At 68.5% G+C, this 22,979-nt stretch carries 20 protein-coding genes; 6 read left to right on the top strand and 14 right to left on the bottom strand.

Annotated features, from left to right (window positions below; translation table 11 throughout):
- Window positions 1-541: 541 nt before the first annotated feature.
- From rplI to ACVFI9_RS20330, 6 genes are all read right to left on the bottom strand, one after another.
- Window positions 542-994, bottom strand: coding sequence for a 50S ribosomal protein L9 (rplI, locus tag ACVFI9_RS20305; protein WP_474763983.1), 453 nt, complete (start codon window positions 992-994; stop codon window positions 542-544).
- 11 nt (window positions 995-1,005) lie between these two features.
- Window positions 1,006-1,266 (bottom strand): 30S ribosomal protein S18, encoded by a 261-nt coding sequence (rpsR, locus tag ACVFI9_RS20310; RefSeq protein WP_022889097.1) that lies wholly within the window; start codon window positions 1,264-1,266, stop codon window positions 1,006-1,008.
- Between the two features lie 71 nt (window positions 1,267-1,337).
- Entirely contained in the window at window positions 1,338-1,859 is a 522-nt protein-coding gene (locus tag ACVFI9_RS20315; RefSeq protein WP_474763984.1) for a single-stranded DNA-binding protein, read from the bottom strand.
- Between the two features lie 5 nt (window positions 1,860-1,864).
- A complete protein-coding gene (rpsF, locus tag ACVFI9_RS20320) occupies window positions 1,865-2,284 on the bottom strand; it encodes a 30S ribosomal protein S6 (RefSeq protein WP_474763985.1) in 420 nt (139 codons plus the stop codon).
- Window positions 2,285-2,568: 284 nt separating this feature from the next.
- A complete protein-coding gene (locus ACVFI9_RS20325) occupies window positions 2,569-3,579 on the bottom strand; it encodes a hypothetical protein (protein WP_474763986.1) in 1,011 nt (336 codons plus the stop codon).
- Between the two features lie 217 nt (window positions 3,580-3,796).
- Window positions 3,797-5,230 (bottom strand): CCA tRNA nucleotidyltransferase, encoded by a 1,434-nt coding sequence (locus ACVFI9_RS20330; protein ID WP_474763987.1) that lies wholly within the window; start codon window positions 5,228-5,230, stop codon window positions 3,797-3,799.
- Window positions 5,231-5,337: 107 nt separating this feature from the next.
- Here ACVFI9_RS20330 and ACVFI9_RS20335 point away from each other — a divergent pair, with 107 nt between their 5' ends.
- From ACVFI9_RS20335 to ACVFI9_RS20360, 6 genes are all read left to right on the top strand, one after another.
- On the top strand, window positions 5,338-7,803 hold the full coding sequence (locus ACVFI9_RS20335; RefSeq protein ID WP_474763988.1) for a DUF6049 family protein: 2,466 nt from the start codon (window positions 5,338-5,340) through the stop codon (window positions 7,801-7,803).
- Window positions 7,796-9,421, top strand: coding sequence for a murein biosynthesis integral membrane protein MurJ (gene murJ / locus ACVFI9_RS20340; RefSeq protein WP_474763989.1), 1,626 nt, complete (start codon window positions 7,796-7,798; stop codon window positions 9,419-9,421). Before ACVFI9_RS20335 ends, murJ begins: the two co-directional genes overlap by 8 nt.
- A gap of 101 nt (window positions 9,422-9,522) precedes the next feature.
- Entirely contained in the window at window positions 9,523-10,497 is a 975-nt protein-coding gene (gene trxB, locus ACVFI9_RS20345) for a thioredoxin-disulfide reductase (protein ID WP_474763990.1), read from the top strand.
- Between the two features lie 40 nt (window positions 10,498-10,537).
- The gene (gene trxA / locus ACVFI9_RS20350; protein WP_474763991.1) at window positions 10,538-10,861 is read left to right on the top strand and encodes a thioredoxin; all 324 of its coding nucleotides are present in this window, start codon (window positions 10,538-10,540) and stop codon (window positions 10,859-10,861) included.
- Window positions 10,862-11,080: 219 nt separating this feature from the next.
- Entirely contained in the window at window positions 11,081-12,403 is a 1,323-nt protein-coding gene (locus tag ACVFI9_RS20355) for an aminotransferase-like domain-containing protein (protein ID WP_474763992.1), read from the top strand.
- Between the two features lie 17 nt (window positions 12,404-12,420).
- Complete coding sequence (locus ACVFI9_RS20360; RefSeq protein WP_474763993.1) at window positions 12,421-13,377, top strand: D-alanine--D-alanine ligase family protein; 957 nt, start codon at window positions 12,421-12,423, stop codon at window positions 13,375-13,377.
- A gap of 105 nt (window positions 13,378-13,482) precedes the next feature.
- On the opposite strand, the gene ACVFI9_RS20365 is transcribed toward ACVFI9_RS20360, so the two are convergent.
- The 8 genes from ACVFI9_RS20365 to rpmH all read right to left on the bottom strand — a co-directional run bounded on the left by ACVFI9_RS20365 (window position 13,483) and on the right by rpmH (window position 22,554).
- A complete protein-coding gene (locus ACVFI9_RS20365) occupies window positions 13,483-14,466 on the bottom strand; it encodes a ParB/RepB/Spo0J family partition protein (RefSeq protein WP_474763994.1) in 984 nt (327 codons plus the stop codon).
- A complete protein-coding gene (locus tag ACVFI9_RS20370; protein ID WP_474766334.1) occupies window positions 14,456-15,400 on the bottom strand; it encodes a ParA family protein in 945 nt (314 codons plus the stop codon). The genes ACVFI9_RS20365 and ACVFI9_RS20370 overlap by 11 nt, the downstream gene beginning before the upstream one ends.
- A 4,085-nt stretch (window positions 15,401-19,485) precedes the next feature.
- Complete coding sequence (gene rsmG / locus ACVFI9_RS20375; RefSeq protein ID WP_474763995.1) at window positions 19,486-20,115, bottom strand: 16S rRNA (guanine(527)-N(7))-methyltransferase RsmG; 630 nt, start codon at window positions 20,113-20,115, stop codon at window positions 19,486-19,488.
- 16 nt (window positions 20,116-20,131) lie between these two features.
- The gene (locus ACVFI9_RS20380) at window positions 20,132-20,626 is read right to left on the bottom strand and encodes a Jag family protein (RefSeq protein ID WP_474763996.1); all 495 of its coding nucleotides are present in this window, start codon (window positions 20,624-20,626) and stop codon (window positions 20,132-20,134) included.
- 3 nt (window positions 20,627-20,629) lie between these two features.
- Window positions 20,630-21,586, bottom strand: coding sequence for a membrane protein insertase YidC (gene yidC / locus ACVFI9_RS20385; protein ID WP_474763997.1), 957 nt, complete (start codon window positions 21,584-21,586; stop codon window positions 20,630-20,632).
- Between the two features lie 9 nt (window positions 21,587-21,595).
- A complete protein-coding gene (yidD, locus tag ACVFI9_RS20390; RefSeq protein ID WP_474763998.1) occupies window positions 21,596-22,009 on the bottom strand; it encodes a membrane protein insertion efficiency factor YidD in 414 nt (137 codons plus the stop codon).
- A 1-nt stretch (window position 22,010) separates the two neighbouring features.
- Complete coding sequence (gene rnpA / locus ACVFI9_RS20395) at window positions 22,011-22,409, bottom strand: ribonuclease P protein component (RefSeq protein WP_474763999.1); 399 nt, start codon at window positions 22,407-22,409, stop codon at window positions 22,011-22,013.
- 7 nt (window positions 22,410-22,416) lie between these two features.
- Window positions 22,417-22,554: a 50S ribosomal protein L34 gene (gene rpmH, locus ACVFI9_RS20400; RefSeq protein WP_022889115.1), complete on the bottom strand. Its 138-nt coding sequence runs from the start codon at window positions 22,552-22,554 to the stop codon at window positions 22,417-22,419.
- Window positions 22,555-22,979: the final 425 nt, after the last annotated feature.

The following is a 22,979-nucleotide window of genomic DNA, read 5'->3' on the forward strand; positions in this document are numbered from 1 at the left end:
TTCACGGCCGGACCGGCCGCATGTAACAGCGCCCAGCAACCAGTGTGACCGGAGCCCCTGACAGGGCCTCGTCGACGTTGCGAATCCGCTGATCGGAGGGCGCGGCTTCACCATAGGGAAGCCTCACTCACAGCACAAGCCAGCCTGTGGATAACTCTGGGGAGAAACTGGGCGAAACGCCGTCGAAGATGTGCACTCAGCCTGTGGAAAACTGTGGAAATCTGGGGAATTACACCAGTTGAATTCAGTCGCCATCAGCCTTTTCCAGTTTCCACACCTGTGGGGACAAAGTTCTTCAGAACTCCGGCGGCGCGACCTGCTCACCTGTGCACAACGATGACAGGAAACTCTCGATCTCGACTTGCGGCGACCGTCGCTCGGGTGTAAGCCTGAGACATCCGACTGGCATCCGAAGCCGCGCCGTCGGCAGGGTGTCCGTGTCCCGAGCGCGGTCCGTTGAACCGGCCGGCGCACCACTTCCGAACACACGAGACGGCGGCCCGGGCCGGAGCCCGAACCGCCGTCTGCGAAGGGTCGCGAACTACTTCGCGGCGACCACCTGGAGGGTGATCGTGGCCGAGAGTTCGTCGTGGAGGCGAACGGTCGCCTCGTGGTCGCCCGTCGCCTTGATGGGCGTGGGGATCTCGATCTTGCGCTTGTCGATCTCGCCGAGGCCGGCGGCCTGAACCGCAGCCGCGACATCCGACGTCTTCACCGAACCGAAGAGACGGCCGCCGAGGCCGGCCTTGACGGCGAGCTTGACCTTGCCCGACTCGAGCTTGGCCTTGAGGGCCTGCGCGTCCTCGAGGGAGTGCAGCTCGCGCGCAGCACGCGCGGCCTTGATCTGCTCGACCTGCTTCTGGCCGCCGCGGGTCCACGGGGTCGCGAAGCCCTGGGGAACCAGGTAGTTGCGCGCGTAGCCGTTCTTGACCTCGACGACGTCGCCGGCCGTGCCGAGGCCGGTGACCTCGTGCGTGAGAATAACCTTTGCCATTGTCGTGCTCCTTAGCGGCCGGAGCCCGAGTAGGGCAGGAGCGCCATCTCGCGCGCGTTCTTCACGGCGCGGGCGATGAGGCGCTGCTCCTGCACGGAGACACCGGTGATGCGGCGGGCGCGGATCTTGCCACGCTCCGAGATGAACTTGCGAAGGGTCGCGACATCCTTGTAGTCGATGATGCCGACCTTGATCGACTTCGCCGGGGCGGCGTTCTTCGCGCCCTTCCCGCGGCTCGGCTTGCGGCGGTCGCCGCTGCTCTTTCCAGCCATTTCCAATCCTGTCTTGATGAGTTCGCGGGTTGAGCAGGCGGGAGCGCCGTCTCAAAACCCGCTGAGTGCGTTTAGAAGGGGGTCTCGTCGCCGTAGTTGGTGCCAGGCGTGTTCCAGACGTCGCCGCCGGAAGCCTGGCCCGACTGCGAGCCCGCGGGCGCGCTCGGCGCCCACGCGTCGTCGGACTGGCCGCCCCCGTAGGAGCCGCCGCCGACCGCGCCGCGGTTGGACTGGGCGCGCGTCACGGACGCGGTGGCGTAGCGCAGGCTCGGACCGATCTCGTCGATCTCGAGCTCGATGGTGGTGCGCTTCTCGCCTTCCTTCGTCTCGTAGGAACGCTGCTTGAGACGCCCGGAAGCGATGACCCGGGAACCCTTGGTGAGTGAACCCGCCACGTGCTCGGCGAATTCACGCCAGCAGCTCGCGCGCAGGAACAGCGCTTCACCGTCCTTCCACTCGTTCGCCTGACGGTCGAACGTGCGGGGTGTGGACGCGATGGTGAAGTTGGCAACCGCGAGGCCGTTCTGCGTGTAGCGCAGCTCGGGATCTGCAGTGAGGTTGCCCACCACGGTGATGATGGTCTCGCCGGCCATGGGGACTAGGCGTCCTTCTGGGCCGAGGCGGGGGCGGATGCCGCGGCAGCTGCCTTGGCGCCGGCCTTCGCGGAGGCGGCGGCCTTCTTCGCGGCCTTCTCCTCCTGAGCCTTCGCGTGGGCGGCGACCTGGGCGATCGCCTCCTCGGCGCGGAGCACCTTCGTGCGCATGACGGCCTCGCTGAGGTTCAGCTGGCGGTCGAGCTCATCGGTGGTCTTCGACTCGGCGGTGAAGTCGACGACGGCGTAGATGCCCTCGGACTTCTTGTTGATCTCGTAGGCCAGACGACGACGTCCCCAGATGTCGACCTTGTCGACGGTGCCGCCATCGTTCCGGATGACGTTGAGGAACTTGTCAAGGCTGGGAGCAACGGTGCGCTCGTCGATCTCGGGATCGAGGATGACCATCAGCTCGTACTGGTGCATGACTAACCCACCTCCTTCGGACTAAAACGGTTACAGACTCTCTGCAACAGGAGGGTTGTGCATACGTCGCTCCGAGGAGGCCGCGACTGCGGCGCACGGGCAACCTTCTGAGTGTAACGGATGCCCCGCCCACGCGCCATTCGCCCGCCCGCCCGGCCGGCCCCGACCCACCGGCCAATTCGCCGAACGCGTGCACATCCGACCAGCGCGCACGCGGACGCAATTGCGCTCGACGGATCTGCACGCGCTCGATGGGGCGGGCCCGGTCGATGGGCGGGGCCCGGTCATGGTGTCCAGCGGCGCACCACGGGGAGTCCGGCCGCGACCAGCTCCGCCCTGAGAAGGTGCGAACTGAGCGCGACACCCCACACCCATCGACTCACCTCGAGGCCGTGCCCGCGGCGCAGCCGTCGCTCCCGCTCCTTCTCGAGCCACACGACCTCCTCGGCGGTCATTCCTCGGAGATACTCCTCGCGGTGGTACTTCACGAACCCGTCGAACTCGCCCGCGATCGCATACTCGGGCCAGTGGAAGTCCGTGACATCCTCGCCGCCGTCGGACCGCGCGAAGCTCACTTGCAGCTCGGGCGGTGGGAAGCCGAGCAGGTGGATCTGAGCACGACTGAGCGATTCACCGGGTGACGCGGCTCGCGGATCCCCGAAGTCGACCGCACGTCGCGCTAAACGGATGCCGCGTGCACCGGCCGCCCGGTCGAGGCGCGCGACGAGCGCGGCGCGGTCCACCGGAGCGATGACGTCAGGCTCGTGGTCGACGAATCGATCGCCGTCGAACGCCACGGCGAGCGGCTGGTAGCGCCCCGCCAATGCGGCATCGATGCCGGTGACCGCCGAGGCGAAGCCGCGGGTTCGCGTGAGATCGAAGACGGTTCGATCGGGACTCGTAAGTGTGAACCCGCCGTATTCAATGACATCGCCCTCGCCCAGTCGCTCCCGGTGCCAGACCACGCCTCGCTGGTTGCGGGGCGCCGATCCGGTGCCGGAGACCAGGTGCACGGCTTCAGGACGGGCCCCGATGATCGGGATGCCGAGCACGATCGCAGCGGACTCGTGCGTGAGGACCACGTTCTGTCTCCGAGTGCGCACCCCTGCGGCGACCCGCATGAGCGCACGCCGGTCGTGCCCGGCGGCCTCCCACTCGGCGCTCTCGACGTGGATGCCGGCGCGAACGCGCACGAGCCGGCCGGCCTCGACAGCACGCTGTACCCACCGGTCGCCGGTGGTCGAGACGCGTTCCTCCGACGTCAGTATGAACTGCGGCATCCCGGATGTCTCCATCGCACGATACTCGGCCCGCCCGCGGGCTCGAATGCCTCGGGTTCCTCGCTCTGTGGAGACCCCGGCACTCCCAGCGGCTGTGGAGGACGACCCGCGTCGATCCGGCTTCCCCAAACGCGTGCACATCCGACGAGCGCAATTGCGTCCGCGTGCGCGCTCGTCGGATCTGCACGCGCTCGGCGAGAGGAGGTGAGGAGGGAGAGGGATGGGGACGAGGTCAGGAGGAGGGCCGGGCCGCCCACCAGGCGCGCAGGCGCTCGGCCGCGGCATCCGGCCCGATGGGCCCCTCGTCGAGTCGCACGTCGAGCAGGAACTTGTACGCCTCGCCGACGACCGGTCCCGGCTTCAGGCCGAGGAGCGCCATGATCTGCTGCCCGTCGAGCTCGGGGCGCACGGCGGCGAGCTCCTCCTCCTCGGCGAGCACGGCGATGCGCTCCTCGAGGTCGTCGTAGGCGAACCCGAGCCGGTCGGCCTTCCGCCGGTTGCGAGTCGTGACATCCGCCCGGGTGAGGATGTGCAGCCGTTCGAGCTGGTCGCCCGCGTCGCGCACGTAGCGGCGCACCGCCGAGTCGGACCACGCGCCATCCGTGTACCCGAAGAATCGCAGGTGCAGCTCGATGAGGCGCGAGACGGCGGCGATCGTGTCGTTGTCGAAGCGCAGCGCGCGCAGCCGTTTGCGCGCGAGCTTGGCCCCGATCACGTCGTGGTGGTGGAACGACACCGCGCCGCCCGGCTCGAGCCGACGCGTGGCCGGCTTTCCGATGTCGTGCAGCAACGCCGCGAGCCGCACCACGAGGTCGGGGGAATCGAGACGGCCGCGCGAGACCTCGTAGTCGATCGCCTGGTCGAGCACGGTGAGCGAGTGCTCGTAGACGTCCTTGTGGTGGTGGTGCTCGTCGATCTCGAGTCGCAGCGCCGGGATCTCGGGGATGAACCGCTCGGCGAGCCCCGAGTCGACGAGCAGGCGGATGCCGACGCGTGGCGCCGAGGTCATCAGCAGCTTCGACAGCTCGTCGCGGATGCGCTCGGCCGAGATCCGCTCGATCTGCGGTGCGAGCGCGTACATGGCGGCGCGCGTGCCCTCCTCGACCTCGAAGCCGAGCTGGGACGAGAAGCGCGCGGCGCGCAGCATCCGCAGGGGGTCGTCGCCGAACGACTGCTCAGGAGCGGCCGGCGTGCGCAGGATGCCCGCGATGAGGTCCTCGACGCCGCCCGACGGGTCGACCAGTGTGAGCTCGGGGAGGCGCAGGGCGAGCGCGTTGACCGTGAAGTCGCGCCGCGTCAGGTCGTCGTCGAGCGTCGAGCCGAAGACCACCTCCGGCTTGCGGGATGCCCCGTCGTAGGCGTCGGAGCGGTAGGTCGTGATCTCCACCGTCTCGCCGGCGATCTTGGCGCCGATCGTGCCGAAGTCGCGGCCGACGTCCCAGTGGGCGGTGGCGATCGGCTTCACGATCGCGAGGATCTCGTCGGGCGTGGCATCCGTCGTGAAATCCAGGTCGCTGACCTTGCGGCCGAGGAACGCGTCGCGCACCGGGCCGCCGACGAGGGCGATCTCATGGTCGGCAGCCTCGAACGCATGGGCGAGCGCGGCGACGGTCGCCGAAGCGGCCAGCTCCTCGAGCCGGTCGAGGGCCGCCGCGACACTCTGCATCCCCCCATGTTAAGCGGCTGCTTCACGTCGTCCCGTGCGCGGGCAGGTGTCGGGGTGGCTGTGGACGTCGAGCGGATGCCCCGAGCCCACGCCGTAGAATCGCCTGCATGGTGGCCGAGGTGAGACCTGCGCGCCGCGCCGGCTCCACCACTCCCCGTTCGAGCCGGCGCGGCCGTGCCATCGTCGTCGGCATCGGCATCGCCGCCCTCGTCGGCGTCGCCGCCGCTCCGATCGCCGCCAGCGCGGGCGTCGACCCCGCAGGCCTGCAGGCGGTGTTGAACCTCGCGGGCGCGGGCGCCGACCCCGACCCTCAGGTCGTGACCTCGGCGGGCTCGGCGACGCCGCAGTCGGCGACCGCCGAAGACGAGGGACTCAGCCTCCGCGTCACGCCGACGATCTCGACGAGCGTGTCACTGGCCGGTCCGGTCACCGTGTCGGTCGAGATCGAGAACGCGACGGGCGAGGGGCTCGCCGCCGGCGTGCTGCGACTGGTTCGGTCCGACGACTCCATCGACGACGAGGACGAGCTCGCCGACTGGCTCGAGACCGGCGGTGCGGCGGGCGACGGTGCCGGGCTCCGCGATACGGCCGCCACGCTCGCCGAGGGCGAGGCCCGCGCGGTCAGTGCGGGCGGTACCGCGCTCGTGTCCTTCACGATCCCGCCGGAGCAGCTCGCCGACCTCGCCGGATCCCCGATCATCGGGCTCGGCGCCGAGCTCGTGGTGGGCGACGCCGTGGTGGCGGTCGGTACCGATGCCTACCCGAACGCCGACGTACCGACGACGGGCTCCGTGGCGGTCGCGCTCATCGCACCCCTCACGGTTCCCGTGGCCGATGACACGACGGGCATCATCACGGCCGAGCAGCTGGAGAACTGGACCGGCCCCACCGGCCTGCTCACACGCCAGCTCGACGCCCTGGCGGGCCGACGCGTGGCCATCGGGCTCGACCCGCGCATCGTCACCTCGATCCGAGTGCTCGGCACGAGTGCGCCCGCCTCCGCCACGGCGTGGCTGCAGCGACTGGCCACGCTCACCAACGAGATCTTCCCGCTCGCCTACGCGGATGCCGACCTGGCCGTGCAGTCGCAGATCGGCCTGCCGGCTCTCCTCGAGCCGACCACGTTCGCCGACGTGATGGATCCGGCGAACTTCACCGCGCCCGCCGGAGGCGACGGCGCCGGCGATGCCGGAGTCGACGACGCAGGGGACGCCGACGGCGCCGCCGACACAGCCGAGCCCACGGCTCCGCCGACCGAGCCGCAGACCCCCGACGCCGTCCCCACCACCGAGGAACTCCTCGACTGGCCGTACACCCGCACCGACCTCGCCTGGCCGGCCGACGACACCGTCGCTGCGGGTGATCTCGCCTACCTCGCCGCATCCGGACTCACGACCACCGTGCTCGCACCCACGAACGTCGAGCCCGCCGACGGCATCTCGTCGGCATCGGCACTCATCGACGGGTCGACGGCGCTCGTCGCCGACGCCGGCCTCACCGGCCCGCTCCGGGCGGCGGCACACGCGCAGACGGAGGCCGAGTGGCGGGCCGCGACCGGCCGGCTGCTCGCCGAACTCGCGCTCGACGCGGAAGGGGCGCGCACCACGGTGCTGGCGACGTTCGACCGCGGTGCGCCTGCTGTCGCCGACCGCATGTCGGCCGTGATCGACGAGGTCGAGGGCTCACGCTGGTCGACGCTCGCCGGGCTCGCCGATGCGATCGGCGCGCCGCCCGAGCCGCGCACCCTCGTCGACGGGGCGGAGGCCACCGACCGGCGGTCCACGGTCGCGCGCATGATCGCGGTCGAAGCCGATGTCGCCGCCTTCTCCAGCGTGCTCGCCGAACCCGACCTCGTCACGGCGCCCGCGCGACGAGACCTGCTGTCGATCCTCGGCGTCGCCTGGCTCCAGCAGGGCGATACCTGGAGTGCCGCAGCCGGGGAGTGGTTCAGCCAGCAGCGCGGCATCGTCAGCTCGGTCTCCGTCGTGCCGTCGAGCCCCATCAACGTGGTCTCCACCGAGACCGGCGTGCCCACCACCATCGACAACGCCCTGCCGTATCCCGTCACGGTGCTCGTCGAGGTGGAGCCCTCCAACGGCCGCCTCATCGTCTCGGATCGCGTCCAGGTCACGGTCGGCCCCGAGTCGCGCAGCACCGTGAGCGTCCCGGTCGCAGCCGGCGTCGGCAACGGCGACGTCTCGCTCGTGGTGTCCCTCACCTCACCGACGGGCGTCCCCATCGGCACGCCCGTGACGATCCCCGCGAACGTGCAGGCCGACTGGGAGGGACTCGGGGCGGCCATCCTCGCGACCATCGTGGTGCTCGTGTTCGGCATCGGCATCTGGCGCAACATCCGTCGCCGTCGGCGTGCTCGAGCGGAAGCGGCTACGGATGCCTCCGCCGCCGCCGACGCCGAGGCATCCGCCGACGACGCCGAGGCATCCGGAGTCGACGCCGAGGCATCCGGAGTCGACGCCGAGGCATCCGGAGTCGATGCGGCACCGGCGGAGGCGCGGCAGGAACCCGCCACTCGGGCCGCCGACGCCGAGACCGAGGACGGTACGCGTGGGTGACGGCATCGGGCGCGCGAGCCTCTTCCTCGCGTCCGGCACGATCGTGTCCCGCGTGCTCGGCTTCGTGAAGGCCATCGTGCTGGCGAACGTGATCGGCCTCGTGGGCAGCGGAAGCGCCGACGCGTTCGCGGTCGCGAACCAGCTGCCGAACACCATCTACGTCGTGGTCGCCGGCGGCGTGCTGAGTGCCGTGCTGGTGCCGCAGATCGTGCGCGCCGGCCTGCACGACGACGGCGGCCACGCCTACATCAACCGACTCCTGACCCTGTCGCTGGTGCTGCTGGCCCTGGCCACCGTGGCCGCAACGCTCGCCGCACCGCTGTTCACGCTGCTCTACGGCACGCAGCTCTCGTCGGAGACCCGCGACCTCGCCACCATCTTCGCCTACTGGTGCCTGCCGCAGATCTTCTTCTACGGCCTCTACACGCTGCTCGGCGAGGTGCTGAACGCACGCCGGTCGTTCGGCCCGTTCACCTGGGTGCCGGTGCTGAACAACCTCGTCGCCATCGCCGGCCTCGTCGTGTTCATGGCCCTGTACGGTGCCGACCCCAACGGTGAGCGTTCGCCCGGAGCGTGGGATTTCCCGATGATCGCCCTCCTCGCCGGCTCGGCGACGCTCGGCATCGCGGTGCAGGCGGTCGTGCTGTTCTGGTTCTGGCGCCGCATCGGCCTCCGGTATCGTCCCGACTTCCGTTGGCGCGGGGTGGGTCTCCGCGATGCCGGCCGCATGGCGTCGTGGACGTTCGGGATGCTCCTGCTCACGACCTTCGCGGGCATCGTCGAGACGAACGTCGTCGGCATCGCGTCCGGTCAGGGAGCCTCCGTCGCCGCACTCGGCAACGCGTGGCTCATCTTCATGCTGCCGCACTCCGTGATCACGGTGTCGATCGCGACGGCCTACTTCACGCGGATGAGCGAGCACGCCTCGGTGGGCGACACCGACAAGGTGCGAACGGATGTCTCGAGCGCCATCCGCGGGGTGAGCCTGATCATCGTGCTGGCCGCGATCGTGCTCGCGATGTGCGCCTATCCGTTCGCGACGGTGTTCACGGGCCAGGCGTCGTTCGACTCCCGTCTCGCATTCGGCAACGTCATCGCGGCCTACGTCGTCGGGCTCGTGCCGTTCAGCTTCCTGTTCATCGTGCAACGCGCGTTCTACGCACTCGGCGACACGAAGACGCCCTTCTTCTTCACACTGTTCCAGGTGGTGCTGTTCAGCTCGGGCGCGCTCCTGCTCGTCAACGTCGCCATCGACTGGATCGCCATGGGCATCGCGTTCCTCACCTCGGCCGCCTGCCTGGCGCAGACAGTGCTCGCGACGCTGCTGCTGCGTCGCAAGCTCGGCGAGCTCGACGGCTGGCGCATCGCCTCGAGTTTCGGCCGCTACGCGATCGCCGCCGTGCCGAGTCTCGTCGTGGGCTTCGTCGTGCTGGTCGCCCTCGGCGGCCTGTCGAGCACGGGCTTCGCGATGTCGGGCATCGTGGCAGCGGTCGTCTCCATGGTCGCCATCGGCGGAGCGATGTCGATCGTGTACTTCGGCGTGCTCTGGCTGATCCGCTCACCCGAACTCCAGGGCTTCGCGGGGCCTCTGCTCGACCGCGTCACCCGCCGACGCTGAGACAGGGCGCCGGAATACGCGCCGCCTAGACTGTGTTCACCATGTCGTGGCATCCGTCAGCACGGACTGCCCGATGGAAGGCAGTGATCAGAGGAGTGGCCTTGCGCGACATCATCATCATCGGATCGGGTCCCGCCGGATTCTCGGCGGCGATCTACGCCGCGCGCGCTGAGCTGAAGCCCCTGCTCATCGCCAGCTCGGTCGAGATCGGCGGCGAGCTCATGAACACGACCGAGGTCGAGAACTATCCCGGCTTCCCCGACGGCATCATGGGTCCCGACCTGATGGCGAAGTTCCAGGCCCAGGCCGAGCGCTTCGGCACCGAGGTCGTGTACGACGACGTCATCGAGCTCGAGCTCGACGGACCGGTCAAGCGCGTGAAGCTCGGCAACGGCGGCGTCGAGGAGGCGCGTGCGATCGTCTACGCGACCGGCTCCGCCTACCGCAAGCTCGGCCTCCCCGAGGAGGAGGTCCTCTCCGGGCACGGCCTCTCGTGGTGCGCCACCTGCGATGGCTTCTTCTTCCGCCAGAAGACGATCGCCGTCGTCGGTGGCGGTGACTCGGCGATGGAGGAGGCGACCTTCCTCACCCGCTTCGCCGACAAGGTGTACGTGATCCACCGTCGCGACGCGCTCAAGGCGTCGAAGATCATGCAGCAGCGCGCCTTCGACAACCCCAAGATCGAGTTCATCTGGAACGCCGAGGTCACCGCGATCCACGGCGACACCCAGGTCAACGGCGTCAGCCTCCGCGACACCGTCACGGGTGAGGTGCGGGGTCTCGACCTCGACGGCCTGTTCGTCGCGATCGGCAACGACCCGCGCACGCACCTCGTGCACGGCAAGCTCGAGCTCACCGCCGAGGGCACCATCGCGGTCGAGGGCCGCTCGACGCGCACCTCGGTTCCCGGTGTCTTCGCCGCCGGCGACGTCATCGACCCGCACTACCGTCAGGCGATCACCGCTGCGGGCACGGGTGCGTCGGCCGCCCTCGACGCCGAGCACTACCTCGCGTCGCTCGGCAACGAGAACGCCGCCGAGGCCGTGATCGAGAACGAGTTCGCCGTCGTCGAGTGACGCTGACGCTGCATCCGCTGTCCACCAAAGGAGAAACGCAATGACTGCACGCGCAGTGACCGAGGCCACCTTCGAGCAGGAAGTCCTCAACAACGACAAGGCCGTCCTCGTGGACTTCTGGGCCGAGTGGTGCGGCCCGTGTCGCGCCGTGAGCCCGATCCTCGACCAGATCGCGACCGAGCACTCCGACAAGCTCGACATCGTCAAGCTCAACGTCGATGAGAACCCGAACCTCGCGATGAAGTACCAGATCACCGCGATTCCCGCGTTCAAGGTGTTCGAGAAGGGCGAGGTCGTGAAGACCGTCATCGGCGCCAAGCCGAAGCCCGCCCTCGAGGCCGACCTCGCCGCCTTCATCTCGTAGCCGGCGACCTCGCGATTCCGAAGACCCGTCCGGTTCCGACCGGGCGGGTCTTCGTCGTTCGGGGGCCGCGGCGGGTCTTCGTCGTTCGGGGGCCGCGGCGGGTCTTCGCCGTTCGGGGGCCGCGGCGGGTCTTCGCCGTCGGCGGCCGCTCGTCGTCACGGAACAGGGACCGCCGAACCCAGCAACTAGCATGAATATCCTGAGCAGAACGGAAGCGATGTGACCTCTGACGGCGTCCCCCAGCGGACCGGTAACAATCTCGACCCCTGGTACGCGAACTACGCCGAGCGAGCCGCCGGGCTCGCCGCCTCAGAAGTCCGAGCTCTCTTCGCCGTCGCCTCCCGCCCGGAGGTGGTGTCGCTCGCCGGCGGCATGCCGTTCGTCTCCGCACTTCCCCAGGAGCTCATCGTCTCGTCGATGGAGCGCGTCATGCGCGAGCAGGGCCCGGTGGCCCTTCAGTACGGGTCGGGACAGGGGATCCCCGCACTGCGTGAGCACATCCTCGAGGTGATGGCGCTCGAGGGCATCCGCGGCACCGTCGACAACGTCGTGACCGCGACCGGTTCACAGCAGGCGCTCGACCTCGTCGCGAAGCTCTTCATCGATCCGGGCGATGTGATCCTCGCCGAGGCGCCGAGCTACGTCGGTGCTATGGGCGTCTTCCGTTCGTATCAGGCGAGCGTGGTGCACGTGGCGATGGACGAGCACGGACTCATTCCCGAGGCCCTCCGCCAGACCATCGCACACCTGCGTGGCCAGGGCCGGCGCATCAAGTTCCTGTACACGATCCCCAACTTCCACAACCCGGCGGGCGTGACGCTCTCTGCGGAGCGTCGGCCGGAGATCCTCGAGATCTGTCGCAGCAACGAGATCCTCGTGCTCGAGGACAACCCGTACGGCCTGCTCCACTTCGACGAACCGGCACCGGATGCGCTGCGCTCACTCGACGAAGAGGGTGTGATCTACCTCGGTTCCTTCTCGAAGACGCTCGCGCCCGGGTTCCGGGTCGGGTGGGCGCTCGCGCCCCATGCGATTCGCGAGAAGCTCATCCTCGCGGCCGAGTCGGCCATCCTCTCGCCGAGCTCGTTCAGCCAGCTCGTCGTGTCGGAGTACCTCTCGACGACCGACTGGCGCGCGCAGATCGACACGTTCCGGGGCGTGTACCGCGAGCGCAAGGACGCGATGATCGAAGCGCTGGGGGAGTACCTGCCGCAGCTCAGCTGGACCAACCCCAACGGCGGCTTCTACGTCTGGGTCACGATGCCCGATGTGCTCGACTCGAAGCAGATGCTGCCTCGCGCGGTACGTGAGCTGGTGGCGTACACGCCTGGCACCGCCTTCTTCGCCGACGGCCGCGGTCGGCACGCCATGCGATTGTCGTTCTGCTACCCGACGCCCGAAGCCATCCGGGTGGGCATCCGTCGGCTCGCCACCGTGGTCAATGGCGAACTCGACCTGCTCGACACCTTCGCTGGCACCGGCTCCCTGCAGCTGCCCCCGAGCTCCGGTTACGAGTCCGCTCCGCCTTCCGACCTCAAGTAGAGGAGAACTCCCAGATCATGAGCGATTCCAATGGACTCTACGTCGTCGTGCTGGCGGGCGGTATCTCGCACGAGCGCGATGTCTCGCTGCGCTCGGGCCGACGCGTGGCCGACGCGCTGAGCGAGGCAGGCCACCGGGTCGAACTTCGCGATCCCGATGCCGGGCTGCTTCCGTTCCTCGCGCACGAGCGGCCCGACGTGGTGTTCCCCGCCCTGCACGGGTCGAGTGGGGAGGACGGCTCGCTGCTCGATCTGCTTCGCGCACTCGCCGTGCCCACGGTCGGGTCGACAGGGTCCGCCGCGCGGCGGGCGTGGTCGAAGCCCGTCGCCAGTTCGCTCGTGGCTGAGGCCGGTATCGCGGTTCCCGAATCGATCGTCCTCTCGCATGAGGCATTCCGCGAGCTCGGAGCGGCGAGCGTGTTGCGGGTGGTGCGCGGGGCTCTCGAGGGCGACCTCGTGGTGAAGCCGGGATCGGGCGGGTCCGCGCAGGGGGTCACCATCGTCGGCGACCCGAACGACCTGCCTCGCGCCATGGTGGAGGCGTTCACCTATGACGAGGTCGCGGTGGTGGAGCGCCGGGTCGTCGGCACGGAGATCGCCGTCGCCGTGGTCGACCTCGGTGAGGGCCCGCGCGCCCTCGTCCCCGTCGAGATCGAGCCGACCGACGGGGTGTACGGATTCCAGGCCCGCTACAACGCGGGGGAGACCACGTTCTACGCGCCTTCGCGCCTGAGTGACGAGATCTCGGCACGGGTGTCGGATGCCGCGGTGCTCGCGCATCGGACGCTCGGGCTCCGAGACCTCTCACGCGTCGACTTCATCGTGGACGAGGAGGGCGTGCCCTGGTTCCTCGAGGCCAATGTCATCCCCGGGCTCACCGAGACGTCGCTCGTACCGCTCGCGATCGAGGCGTCACAGACGGATGCCGCTTCGGTGTATGGCGGACTCGTGCGCGCGGTCGCTTCGCGGAGCTGACCTCAACCGGATATCCCCAGGCCCTCAAGTGCACCGCCCGGGCTCACGGACACGTGAACCCGGGCGTTTCGGTTCGTCAGGAACCATTCTGCGGGGCTGGAGTGCTCACACGCCCTCGAGTTCCTCGCCGAGATCCACGAGGATGCGGCGGAGGTCCTGAACGGTTGCGAAATCGATGCTGATCTGGCCTTTTCGGGCCCCGAGTGCGATCCGAACGCGGGTGTTGAGTCGGTCGCCGAGTCGGCCGGCGAGGTCGTCGAGGAAGTCCTGACGTTTCCCGGCGGCCGGCTTGGTGCGCGACGGTTTCGGAGTGCTCGTCGCCAGCGCCTCGGCCGCGCGCACCGACAGTTCCTCATTGACGATCTTGTCGGCGAACCGCTGCATCTCCTCGGGATCGTCGCCGATCGAGAGGATCGCACGCGCGTGGCCCGCGCTGAGCACGCCGGCCGCGACACGCAACTGCACCGCCTCGGGCAGGCGCAGCAGGCGAAGCGTGTTCGTCACCTGCGGCCGCGAGCGCCCGATGCGGGACGCGAGTTCCTCCTGGGTGATGCCGAAGTCGGAGAGCAACTGCTGGTAGGCCGATGCCTCTTCAAGCGGGTTGAGTTGCGACCGGTGGAGGTTCTCGAGGAGCGCGTCGCGCAGCATCGCTTCGTCAGCCGTGTCCTTGACGACGGCCGGGATGGTGTCGAGTCCCGCCTCCTTGGTGGCGCGCAGTCGACGCTCGCCCATGACCAACTCGTACTTACCGGGCTCGGTCGGATGCGGGCGTACCACGATCGGCTGCAGAACGCCGAACTCTCGGATGGAGTGCACCAGTTCGGCGAGGTCCTCGGGGTCGAAGACACTCCGGGGTTGCTGCGCGTTGGGGACGATGTCGTTGGGGTCGAGCCGCGCGAGTCGCGCGCCCGGCACGGTGATCAGGCCCTCGGCGGTGGCCGCCTGTTCCACCGCGGCGATCGCCGTGGCGGGGGTCGATTCGGCATCCGGGAAGAATACGTCGACGGGTCGTACAGGCCGACTCGCGTCGTCACCGCTCGGGATCAACGCGCCGATGCCGCGGCCGAGTCCGGTTCGTTTAGTTGCCATTCGAGAGTTCCTTCGGGTGGGAGACGTACCGGTGGGCGATCTCCGCAGCCGCCTCACGGTAGGACAACGACCCCGTCGAGCCGAAGTCGTAGCTGATTACGCTCTGCCCGTAGCTGGGTGCCTCGGACACGCGGACGGATCGGGGGATGATCGTGTCGAGCGTCTGGGTGGGGAAGTGGTCGCGCACCTCTTGTGCAACCTGTTGGGCGAGGTTGGTGCGGGAGTCGTACATCGTGAGCAGGATCGTGGTGAGGCGCAACTCGGGGTTCAGGTGCTTCTCGATCAGCTCGATATTGCTCAGCAGTTGCGAGAGACCCTCGAGCGCGTAGTACTCGCACTGGATCGGAATCAGCACCTCGCGGGCGGCGACGAAGGCGTTGATCGTGAGCAGTCCCAGCGACGGCGGGCAGTCGATGAAGACGTAGTCGTACGGATCTTCCATTGCGGCGAGGTGGGTGTCGAGCGCACGCCGAAGGCGCTGCTCGCGAGCGACGAGCGAAACCAATTCGATCTCGGCCCCGGCGAGGTGGATCGTTGCCGGGACGCAGTCGAGGCGCTCGTGCTCGGTCGACGGACGCACCACGCTGGCGAGCGGCAGGTCGGCGACGAGCACGTCGTAGACACTCTGCTGATCCGACCGGTGGTCGACCCCGAGCGCCGTCGAGGCGTTGCCTTGGGGATCAAGATCGACGACGAGCACGTGTGCCCCGGAGCGGGCCAATGCGGCAGCGAGGTTCACGGCCGAAGTGGTCTTGCCGACGCCACCCTTCTGGTTCGAGATGGTGAAGATGCGTGTTTCCTTGGGCAGGGGTAACACGGCTTCATCAAGCGCGAGACGCCGGCGAGTCTCGTCGGCAAGTTGATCGGCCAGGGGAGTTCCTCCGTACTCGGGTGCCGTTTCACGTGAAACGGTGGGCGCCGGTGGGCGGGCGATCGTTTCACGTGAAACGTCGACACCCTCACCGGTCGTGGTTGCAGCAATTGAGGCCTCGGCGGGCCATGGCGCGTTCAAGGGCCGTGGGCCGACGGCCTCGTCGGTTGAATCAGGCACCTGCTCGACGTGGTCAGGTGGCGTTCGGTGCGGGTCCGCGTCGACCGAGTCGGCGTCCGGCTGTGTCGTGAGTGCCTGCTTTGAAGTCGGTCGTGCGGCCATCGGACCACCGTCGGACGCACCCATCGCGGGTCGCTCGTCAACGTCCGGAGTGCGAACAGGGGACGCCGTGGTGATCTGCCCCTCGGCCATCACGCCCATCGATGCTGGGTCGACCGACTTCTCGCTCGCCATCGAAGTCGCACCCTCAGCACCGGCGTCGCGCTCAGCTGCTTGTCGCTCGACCGCGGTGGCGACGGACGTGGAAGCGTGAGGGACCGATCCGTTGCTGCCGGGCGTGCCCTGCGCCACTTCTTCATCCGCTTCGTGTTCTGTCGTTGCCCGCATCTCGACCGGTGTGCCCTGCGGTGGCTCCTCACCGGTGGGAGTGACATCGGGCGAACCGACGGCGGCCTGAACTGGCGCAGCTGGGGAGGCAGGAGGGGGCTCGGCCTGCGTCGTCGTGCGAGTCGGCTGAAGCGCGGAGACGGTGTCCGCCGCCGCGTCACCGACGATCTCGCGAATGATGTCCTCGAGGAGCCGGTCGGCTGTGGATCCCGAGGCTGGTCGTGAACCACCAACGGTGTCCAGTGGTTCGGACTCGTCGGTGAGGGCGGCCGCGGTTGCCGCATCCCAGTCGATGCTCGCACTCGAGGGATGCGTCGGCCAGCTGACATGTGCGGCGATCGACGGATGAGTCGGCTCACTCGGCTCCTCGATCGAGGGAGCGTCGGCGGGCCTCAGTGTGTGCAGCTCGGGCCCCGACGCGGCGGCCGGCTCAGGCCCGCGCTCGCTCGACGGCGCCGGATTCGACGCCGCGGCGGCGCTCTCGGATCTGCCTGGGGTATCGCCTGCGTGTTGGGTCACCGGCACGATCCCTCGAGCCTCCGGACTCCACTGCGCGGGGTCATCCACGGCCATCGACGGCGGCGTGGGGGCCGGACGACTCTCGAGTTGTTCGCGAGCAGCCTGGAGTTCGGCTCGATCTGAGCTGATGTGAGTGGTGCCGATCTCGTCGGCGTCGGGCTGATGACGCTTGCGATGAAACCATCCGCGTCCTCCGCCCTGTGCCATCTGCCACAGCTCCCGCCCGATCGTCGTGTCGCGCATCGGTCGATGGGGCTCGGCCGATCCGAGACTCAAGCCTAACCGGCACCAGCGACGGCAGAAGCAGTTGGGCGCGGAGATGCTGATCCTCGCCCGAGATTCGTGCTGTGGAGGACGGGTGAGGATGTTTTCGGGAGCGGTGTTGTTCTGATCGCGATGCCATGGGTGGTCTCAGGGTGGTCGCGTCGGACCGCTCCTTGGAAATGTTTCACGTGAAACGTTGGCGCCACCTACGCGTGGGGGTTTCCCCTGCCGAACCCGCACGTGCCTGCGCGCATCCGGCACGCGCTGTATCCAGCGTCGGGCGCGCGCGCGAGCGAGACGCCGCGTCAACCCGGCTACGGCGACAGGGACGGAAGTTGATCGCGGCGGCAGCCCGCACGCGATGCCATCGACGGACGAACCGACGGTCGGCGGAGTGCCGCGCAGGACCGCGGGGGGGTTCGGTCGGGGGATCGCGCAGGTAGGTCGACGTGAATGGACCCGGTACGGGTCGGCGAACATGCATCCCGGAGTTGACACGGCCCGGGGGAGTTGCGCGCACCCTCGCTTGAGAGCATGGCACGGGCGTCGGTCGACCAGGGTCGGTGTCCCCGGACGCCGTCGCGCCGCGGCCTCGCCGTCGCTGCCCAACGCGAGCTCGGCCCTGCGCGACCGGCGGAGCGCAGACGGAACGGGGAGCGATCCGAGTGGGGTCGAGTGAACTGCTGGTACGGGCATGCTGAGATCGGTGAAGATACTGCCGCCCACGCCGCCTCGCCGCCGTCGATGGACCGAGGTGTCGACCTGAGCTCACGGCGATCTCGTGCATACAGCGAGTATGGGGCGGGCGCCGCTGCGGAGCGCGGTCCGATGCTGAGTGTGCGGGGGGCGGCTTGAGGACACGGTCGCGGGCGTGGTCTCGGAAACCGCCCTCGCCCTGCAGCGATTCGCGGTCACCGCTCTCTGACGACCGGCTCGGCCCGCGAGTGGGCGGCGGGGTCTCGCGGCGGCGCGTGATGCACGGTCGAGCGTGTCACCCTCGGAAGTGAGGCCGCGGTCGTGCACCGGGCAGAACGCGGATGGCGGAACGAAGCCTCCATCGATGTCGGACGCCCCCGCGATCTGGCCTTGCTCGACTGCCGCACGTAGCTGAACCATCCGAGAATCCGCAATGGATGGATTAGGAGACCGGCCCGAATATGCTCTCGACGATCCACGAGCAGGAACGAAGCAGGGGCGCAGCCGGCGGTGATTCCAGTCGCGGCACTCGGAGCGACGTGCGCCGCACGAACGCCGCGCACCGGCCAGCAGGTCGAGACGGCTCGGTGAGCCGGCGGCGGTGCAGCCCCACTGGTCGACGCGATGACGATTCACGCCGTCACCTCGGGCCATTCGCGATCACAGGCGCCCGAGAGGATGTGCTGCGTGCGCACGTGTGGCCGTGGCGGGTCGGTCGGGGAGCGCCGTGGGCCGCAGGTGGGGCGATCCCTTCCGGTACGCACCGGCCACTCGTGTGGGTTCGAGTGGGCCTGTGCGCTTCATGCGCTCCGGGAGGCGAGGAGTGGATGCGAATGAACCGCGTCGAGCACGACGGACTCCGCGTCGGGTCCGATCGTCGCGAGTCGTCAGGATCATCGCGGGCTGCGCGCGCTCACTGACGTCGATCGTTCCGCATGAGCCCGACTCACTGAGAGGACCGCATGGAAGGGCATCGGGGCACTCCACCGCCGTCAACGGCGCAGTTCGGCTGGCCAAACTCGGAGCATCCATCGAGTCGACGGCGGTGTGCGGCGCCGACCCGGGCGTTCGCGCACAGGTGCCACGGTGCCGGACGCCGTCGGCGGCGTTCAGCACCTCATCGCAGAGCTTTGGGAGTCCGCATGCTCCGCCGCAGCCGCGGCCCAGCATCCCGGCACGTCAGGTCGACTCGCTGGACTACGGCGCCACGTCATGAAGCTCGCGTCCCCTCACCGCGGCCATCGATCGACTCAGTGCACAGGGATTGCACACGCACAACCGGCAGTACTGATGCACGCCTCCTCGGCGTCGAATCCGAGGGCGGTACCCGGCACCGATCGGGTCGCCTGTGCCCATCTCGCATGACTCGCACGGCCCCGCTCGGACGCCGTCGTCCTGTCGCCGTCACCGCCACTGCACCGGCCACGAGCCGATGTCCCCCGGGCACTGTCTCACGTGAAACATCTCGGGACCGCCAACGCAGGGAACGGCATGGTCTGACGTGGCTGTCACCTCGGGCTCCTGTGTGCCCGCCCCACCCGGATGAAAGCGGCATGGGCCCCCAGTTCGTGCGGTCGCAACAACCCCGAACGTTTCACGTGAAACACTCACGCTTCGCTGGACCAGGACGTGCACCGTAGATCGGCGTCGAGTCGCGACGTCTCGCAGTGCCCCGATTACACGCGGCTCTCCGAGATAGCCCGGGCACAGGACGGCCGGCCCCGATAGTGACCGTATCGCGCGCGGCAGTTCGGAACATCACCCCGAAAGAGGCGCCGCACCCGACGACACGACAACCGGCGATCGCCGGCGCACAATCGGCCGGTCGGCGTACCCGACGTGGTGAAAGCGCGCGTCGAACCTTCGCCTGATGGCAGAGCAGCAGCGAGGTCCGCGGGTGCTCCCGTGGCTCGAGGCGAGAGTGCTCGGGCTCGTGACGGACCGCATCGCGCCGCCGAATGGATCTGTCGCAGTGCTACGCCGACCGGGCGCGGGCGCTGCGCCGCGACCAGCTCTCGCGCCCTTTGCAACAACGGCCCGCGCCGCCGAAACGACATGGCCCGACCTCTGCGTGTCGCGCGATCAGATCGCTCGCGGCGAACTCAGCCGACAGTCGCGCGGAAGACGCGGGTGACGTCGTCGACCAGGCCCTCGCCGAGCACCACGACCTCGACGTCGTGCAGATGATACTTGCGGATGGCCTTCTCGGCGGCCGCCATCTCGGCGTCAACGCCCGCGCCCTTCATGAGCACGAGCTCGCCGCCGGCGCGCACGAGGGGTGCGCTGATGGGGATGAGTGTGCGCAGGGCGCTGACCGCGCGCGCCGTCACCTGATCCATCGCGCCCTTCAGCTTCGCCTCCTCGGCCCGGGAGCGAACGACATCGACGTTGTCGAGTTCGAGCTCAGCGACCTGGCACTCGAGCCAGGCCACCCGGCGCTCCATCGGTTCGATGAGCGTGAACGAGACATCCGGGCGCAGGATCGCCAGCACGAGGCCAGGCAGCCCGGCACCGGAACCGATATCTCCGACCCGACCCGGCCTCAGCAGCGGTGCCACCAGTGCGCTGTTCAGGATGTGCCGGGTCCACAGCCGCGGCAACTCGAGCGGTCCGATGAGGCCGAGCTCCTCACCGTGTCGGGCGAGCGCCTCGGTGAACTGCCGACCCTTGCCGAGGTGTTCGCCGAAGATCCGCTGCGCGACGGGCGGCTCGGGTTCGAGTTGATCCGTCATCGTTTCACGTGAAACGTCAGGCCCCGCGCGTGATCACGGTGTGACGCTCAGCGCCCTCGCCTCGTGACTCCGAGTGGAAGCCGTGCTCGCTCACCAGGTCATGCACCAGCTTGCGCTCGTACGACGACATCGGGGGGAGGGCCGCCTCGGCAGCGCCGCCGTCGATGCGCTCGATCGCCCGGGCGACAAGCGTCGACAGCTCATCCCGGCGCGCGTCACGTGAGCCGCCGATGTCGAGGATCAGCCGGGAGAACACGCCTGTCTTCGTCTGGACCGCGAGCCGCGTGAGCTCCTGAAGCGCGCTCACGGTGTCGGGCTTGGACAGGACGTTGAGGTTCGCTCCGTCGCCCGCATTCACGGAGATGTAGGCGCGGCCGTTGCGTGCGTCGATGTCGATGTCGCCGTCGAGGTCGCAGATGTCGAGGAGTTCCTCGATGTAGTCCGCGGCGATGTCGCCTTCTTCTTCGAGTTGGGCGACCGAGCGGTCCTCGTCGTGGTGCACGTTCGTCATGGGTTACTTCCCGCCCTGCTTCTTCGAGCGCGCCTTGCTGATCGGCTGCTGGCGCTGGGTCTTCTTCGGTTCCTCGACGGCGATCGCGCCCTCGTGCTTCTCCTCGACGACGAGCTTGCCTTTCTTCGCGAGGCGAGCCTCACGAGCGCGGGCGGCCTCGCTGCCCGGCGTCGGCATGTTGCGGATCACGACGAACTGCTGACCCATGGTCCAGAAGTTCGACACGAGCCAGTAGAACATCACGCCGAGCGGGAAGGCGACACCCGAGAAGGCGAAGACCAGGGGGAGAAGGTACAGGAGGATTCGCTGCTGCCGGAACATGGGGCTCGCCTTGGTCTCGGGCGACATGTTCTTCGAAACGATCTGCAGCTGCGTGATGAACTGCGAGGCCGTCATCAGCACGATCATCACGGCGGCGACGACCATGACCTGCCATGGTCCGCCGGCGTTCATCGCGTTGATGAAGGTCGAGTTCAGCGGAGCGCCGAGGAACACCGCGTTGGCGAACGAGTCGGCGAGCTCCTGGCTCATCGCGCCGACACCGGCCTGGTCCTTCACCGACGCGTCGTTGAGCACCGAGAAGAGGCCGAAGAAGATCGGCATCTGCAGCAGGAGCGGGAGACACGACGACAGCGGGTTCGTACCGGTGCGCTTGTAGAGGTCCATGGTCTCTCGGGACATGGCCTCGCGGGAGAACTGGTCCTTCTTGCCCTTGTACTTGTCCTGGATCTTCTTCAACTGCGGCGCGACTTCGAGCATCCGCCGCTGGCTCTTGATCTGCCGGACGAAGATCGGGATCAGCGCCGCACGCACCACGATGACGAGACCGACGATGGAGAGCACCCACGTGACGCCGGCGTCGCCGTCGAGTCCGAAGAACGTCCACATCGAGTGGAACGAGACGAGGATCAGCTCGATGACCCATTTGATGGGCCAGAGGATCAGACCGATGAAGTCCATGGGCGCGGGTCAGTCCTTTCGGGACAGGGTGGGGGAGGAGATCGTGGGTGCGACGTCGATCAGGTCGTGCGCGCGCTGATGCGCCAGACGTGCGGCCGTGGCATCCGCTTCGGCCTTGGGGAACATGCCGGCGGGTACCACCCAGCCGAACGTGGTGACGGCGTACCGATGGTGACGAGCGGGTCGGACGTCATCGATGCCGCCCGCCGTCCAGGGGTTGCACCGCAGGATGCGCCAGGCGGTCAGCACCGAGCCGACGATGAGCCCGCGCTGCTGGACCGAACCAAGGCCGTAGGCGGAGCACGAGGGGTAGTACCGGCAGACGTCGCCGTACAGTGGGGAGATCACCGCGCGGTATGCGCGCAGCAGCAGCACACCGAGGTTTCGAGGAACCAGCAGCAGGAAGAAGAGGAGGTTGCGCATCTCAGGCGCCCTTCGCGATGCCGGCGACGCCCGATGCGTTCGGAGTCCCGAGTACGGTACGGGCCTTCGGCGCGCGTCGACGCAGCGCATCGAGCACCTCGGCCCGGAGCGTCGGCCACGCGGCCTCGGCAGCGCCGGGCAGGGCACGAACCACGACATCGATGCCGCGGATGCCGTCGGCGAGCGCTTCGTGGCAGGCCGCCTTGAGACGACGGCGCACCAGGTTGCGGCGCACGGCGATGCCGACCTTCTTGGAGACGATGAAGCCGAAGCGTGCGTCGGTGCCCGACTCCCGCGAGCGCACGTAGCTCACGGTGTGGGCACCGACGACCTTCGCACCGCGGCGCACGATGACTCGATAGTCGTCGGCGCTCGTGATGCGATTGGCTTTGGCGAGCACCGAGCGACTAGGCGGAGAGTTCGGTGCGCCCCTTGGCGCGGCGGGCCGAGAGGATGGCGCGGCCGGCGCGAGTGCGCATGCGGAGACGGAAGCCGTGCTTCTTGGCGCGACGACGGTTGTTCGGCTGGAAGGTACGCTTGCTCATTCTTCTTCTCCGGCTTTCGGATCTCCGCGCCGTGGTGCGATGGATGCGCCGGCGGGAAAACTGGGTGCCCAAAGGGCTGGGGTCAACCTATTAAAACTACGGCCTCGAGGTCGTGTGGTCAAACCAGGCGAACCTCGCGCCGACCATAGCGCAAACACGACAGTATCTCGCGCGCCTTCGCATCCCCTGTGGATCGACACGCCCGCGGTGTCGAATCCCTCCTCGAGCATTTGTCCCCGGGGTCGACATTCGCTACCGTGTGAGACCAGTTATCCCCAGCCTGGCACGCGGAATCTCGGGCCTCTTCCCGAATCTGCCAACAGGGCGTGGATAACGCTGTGAACACTTCGTCTCGCGCCGCTTGCTGCGTCGATCGGGGGATCGATGAGCGGCACACGACGGCACCTGAGCGAATGCGGGGAACG

It is taken from the genome of Agromyces sp. NSFZ, assembly GCF_056156205.1.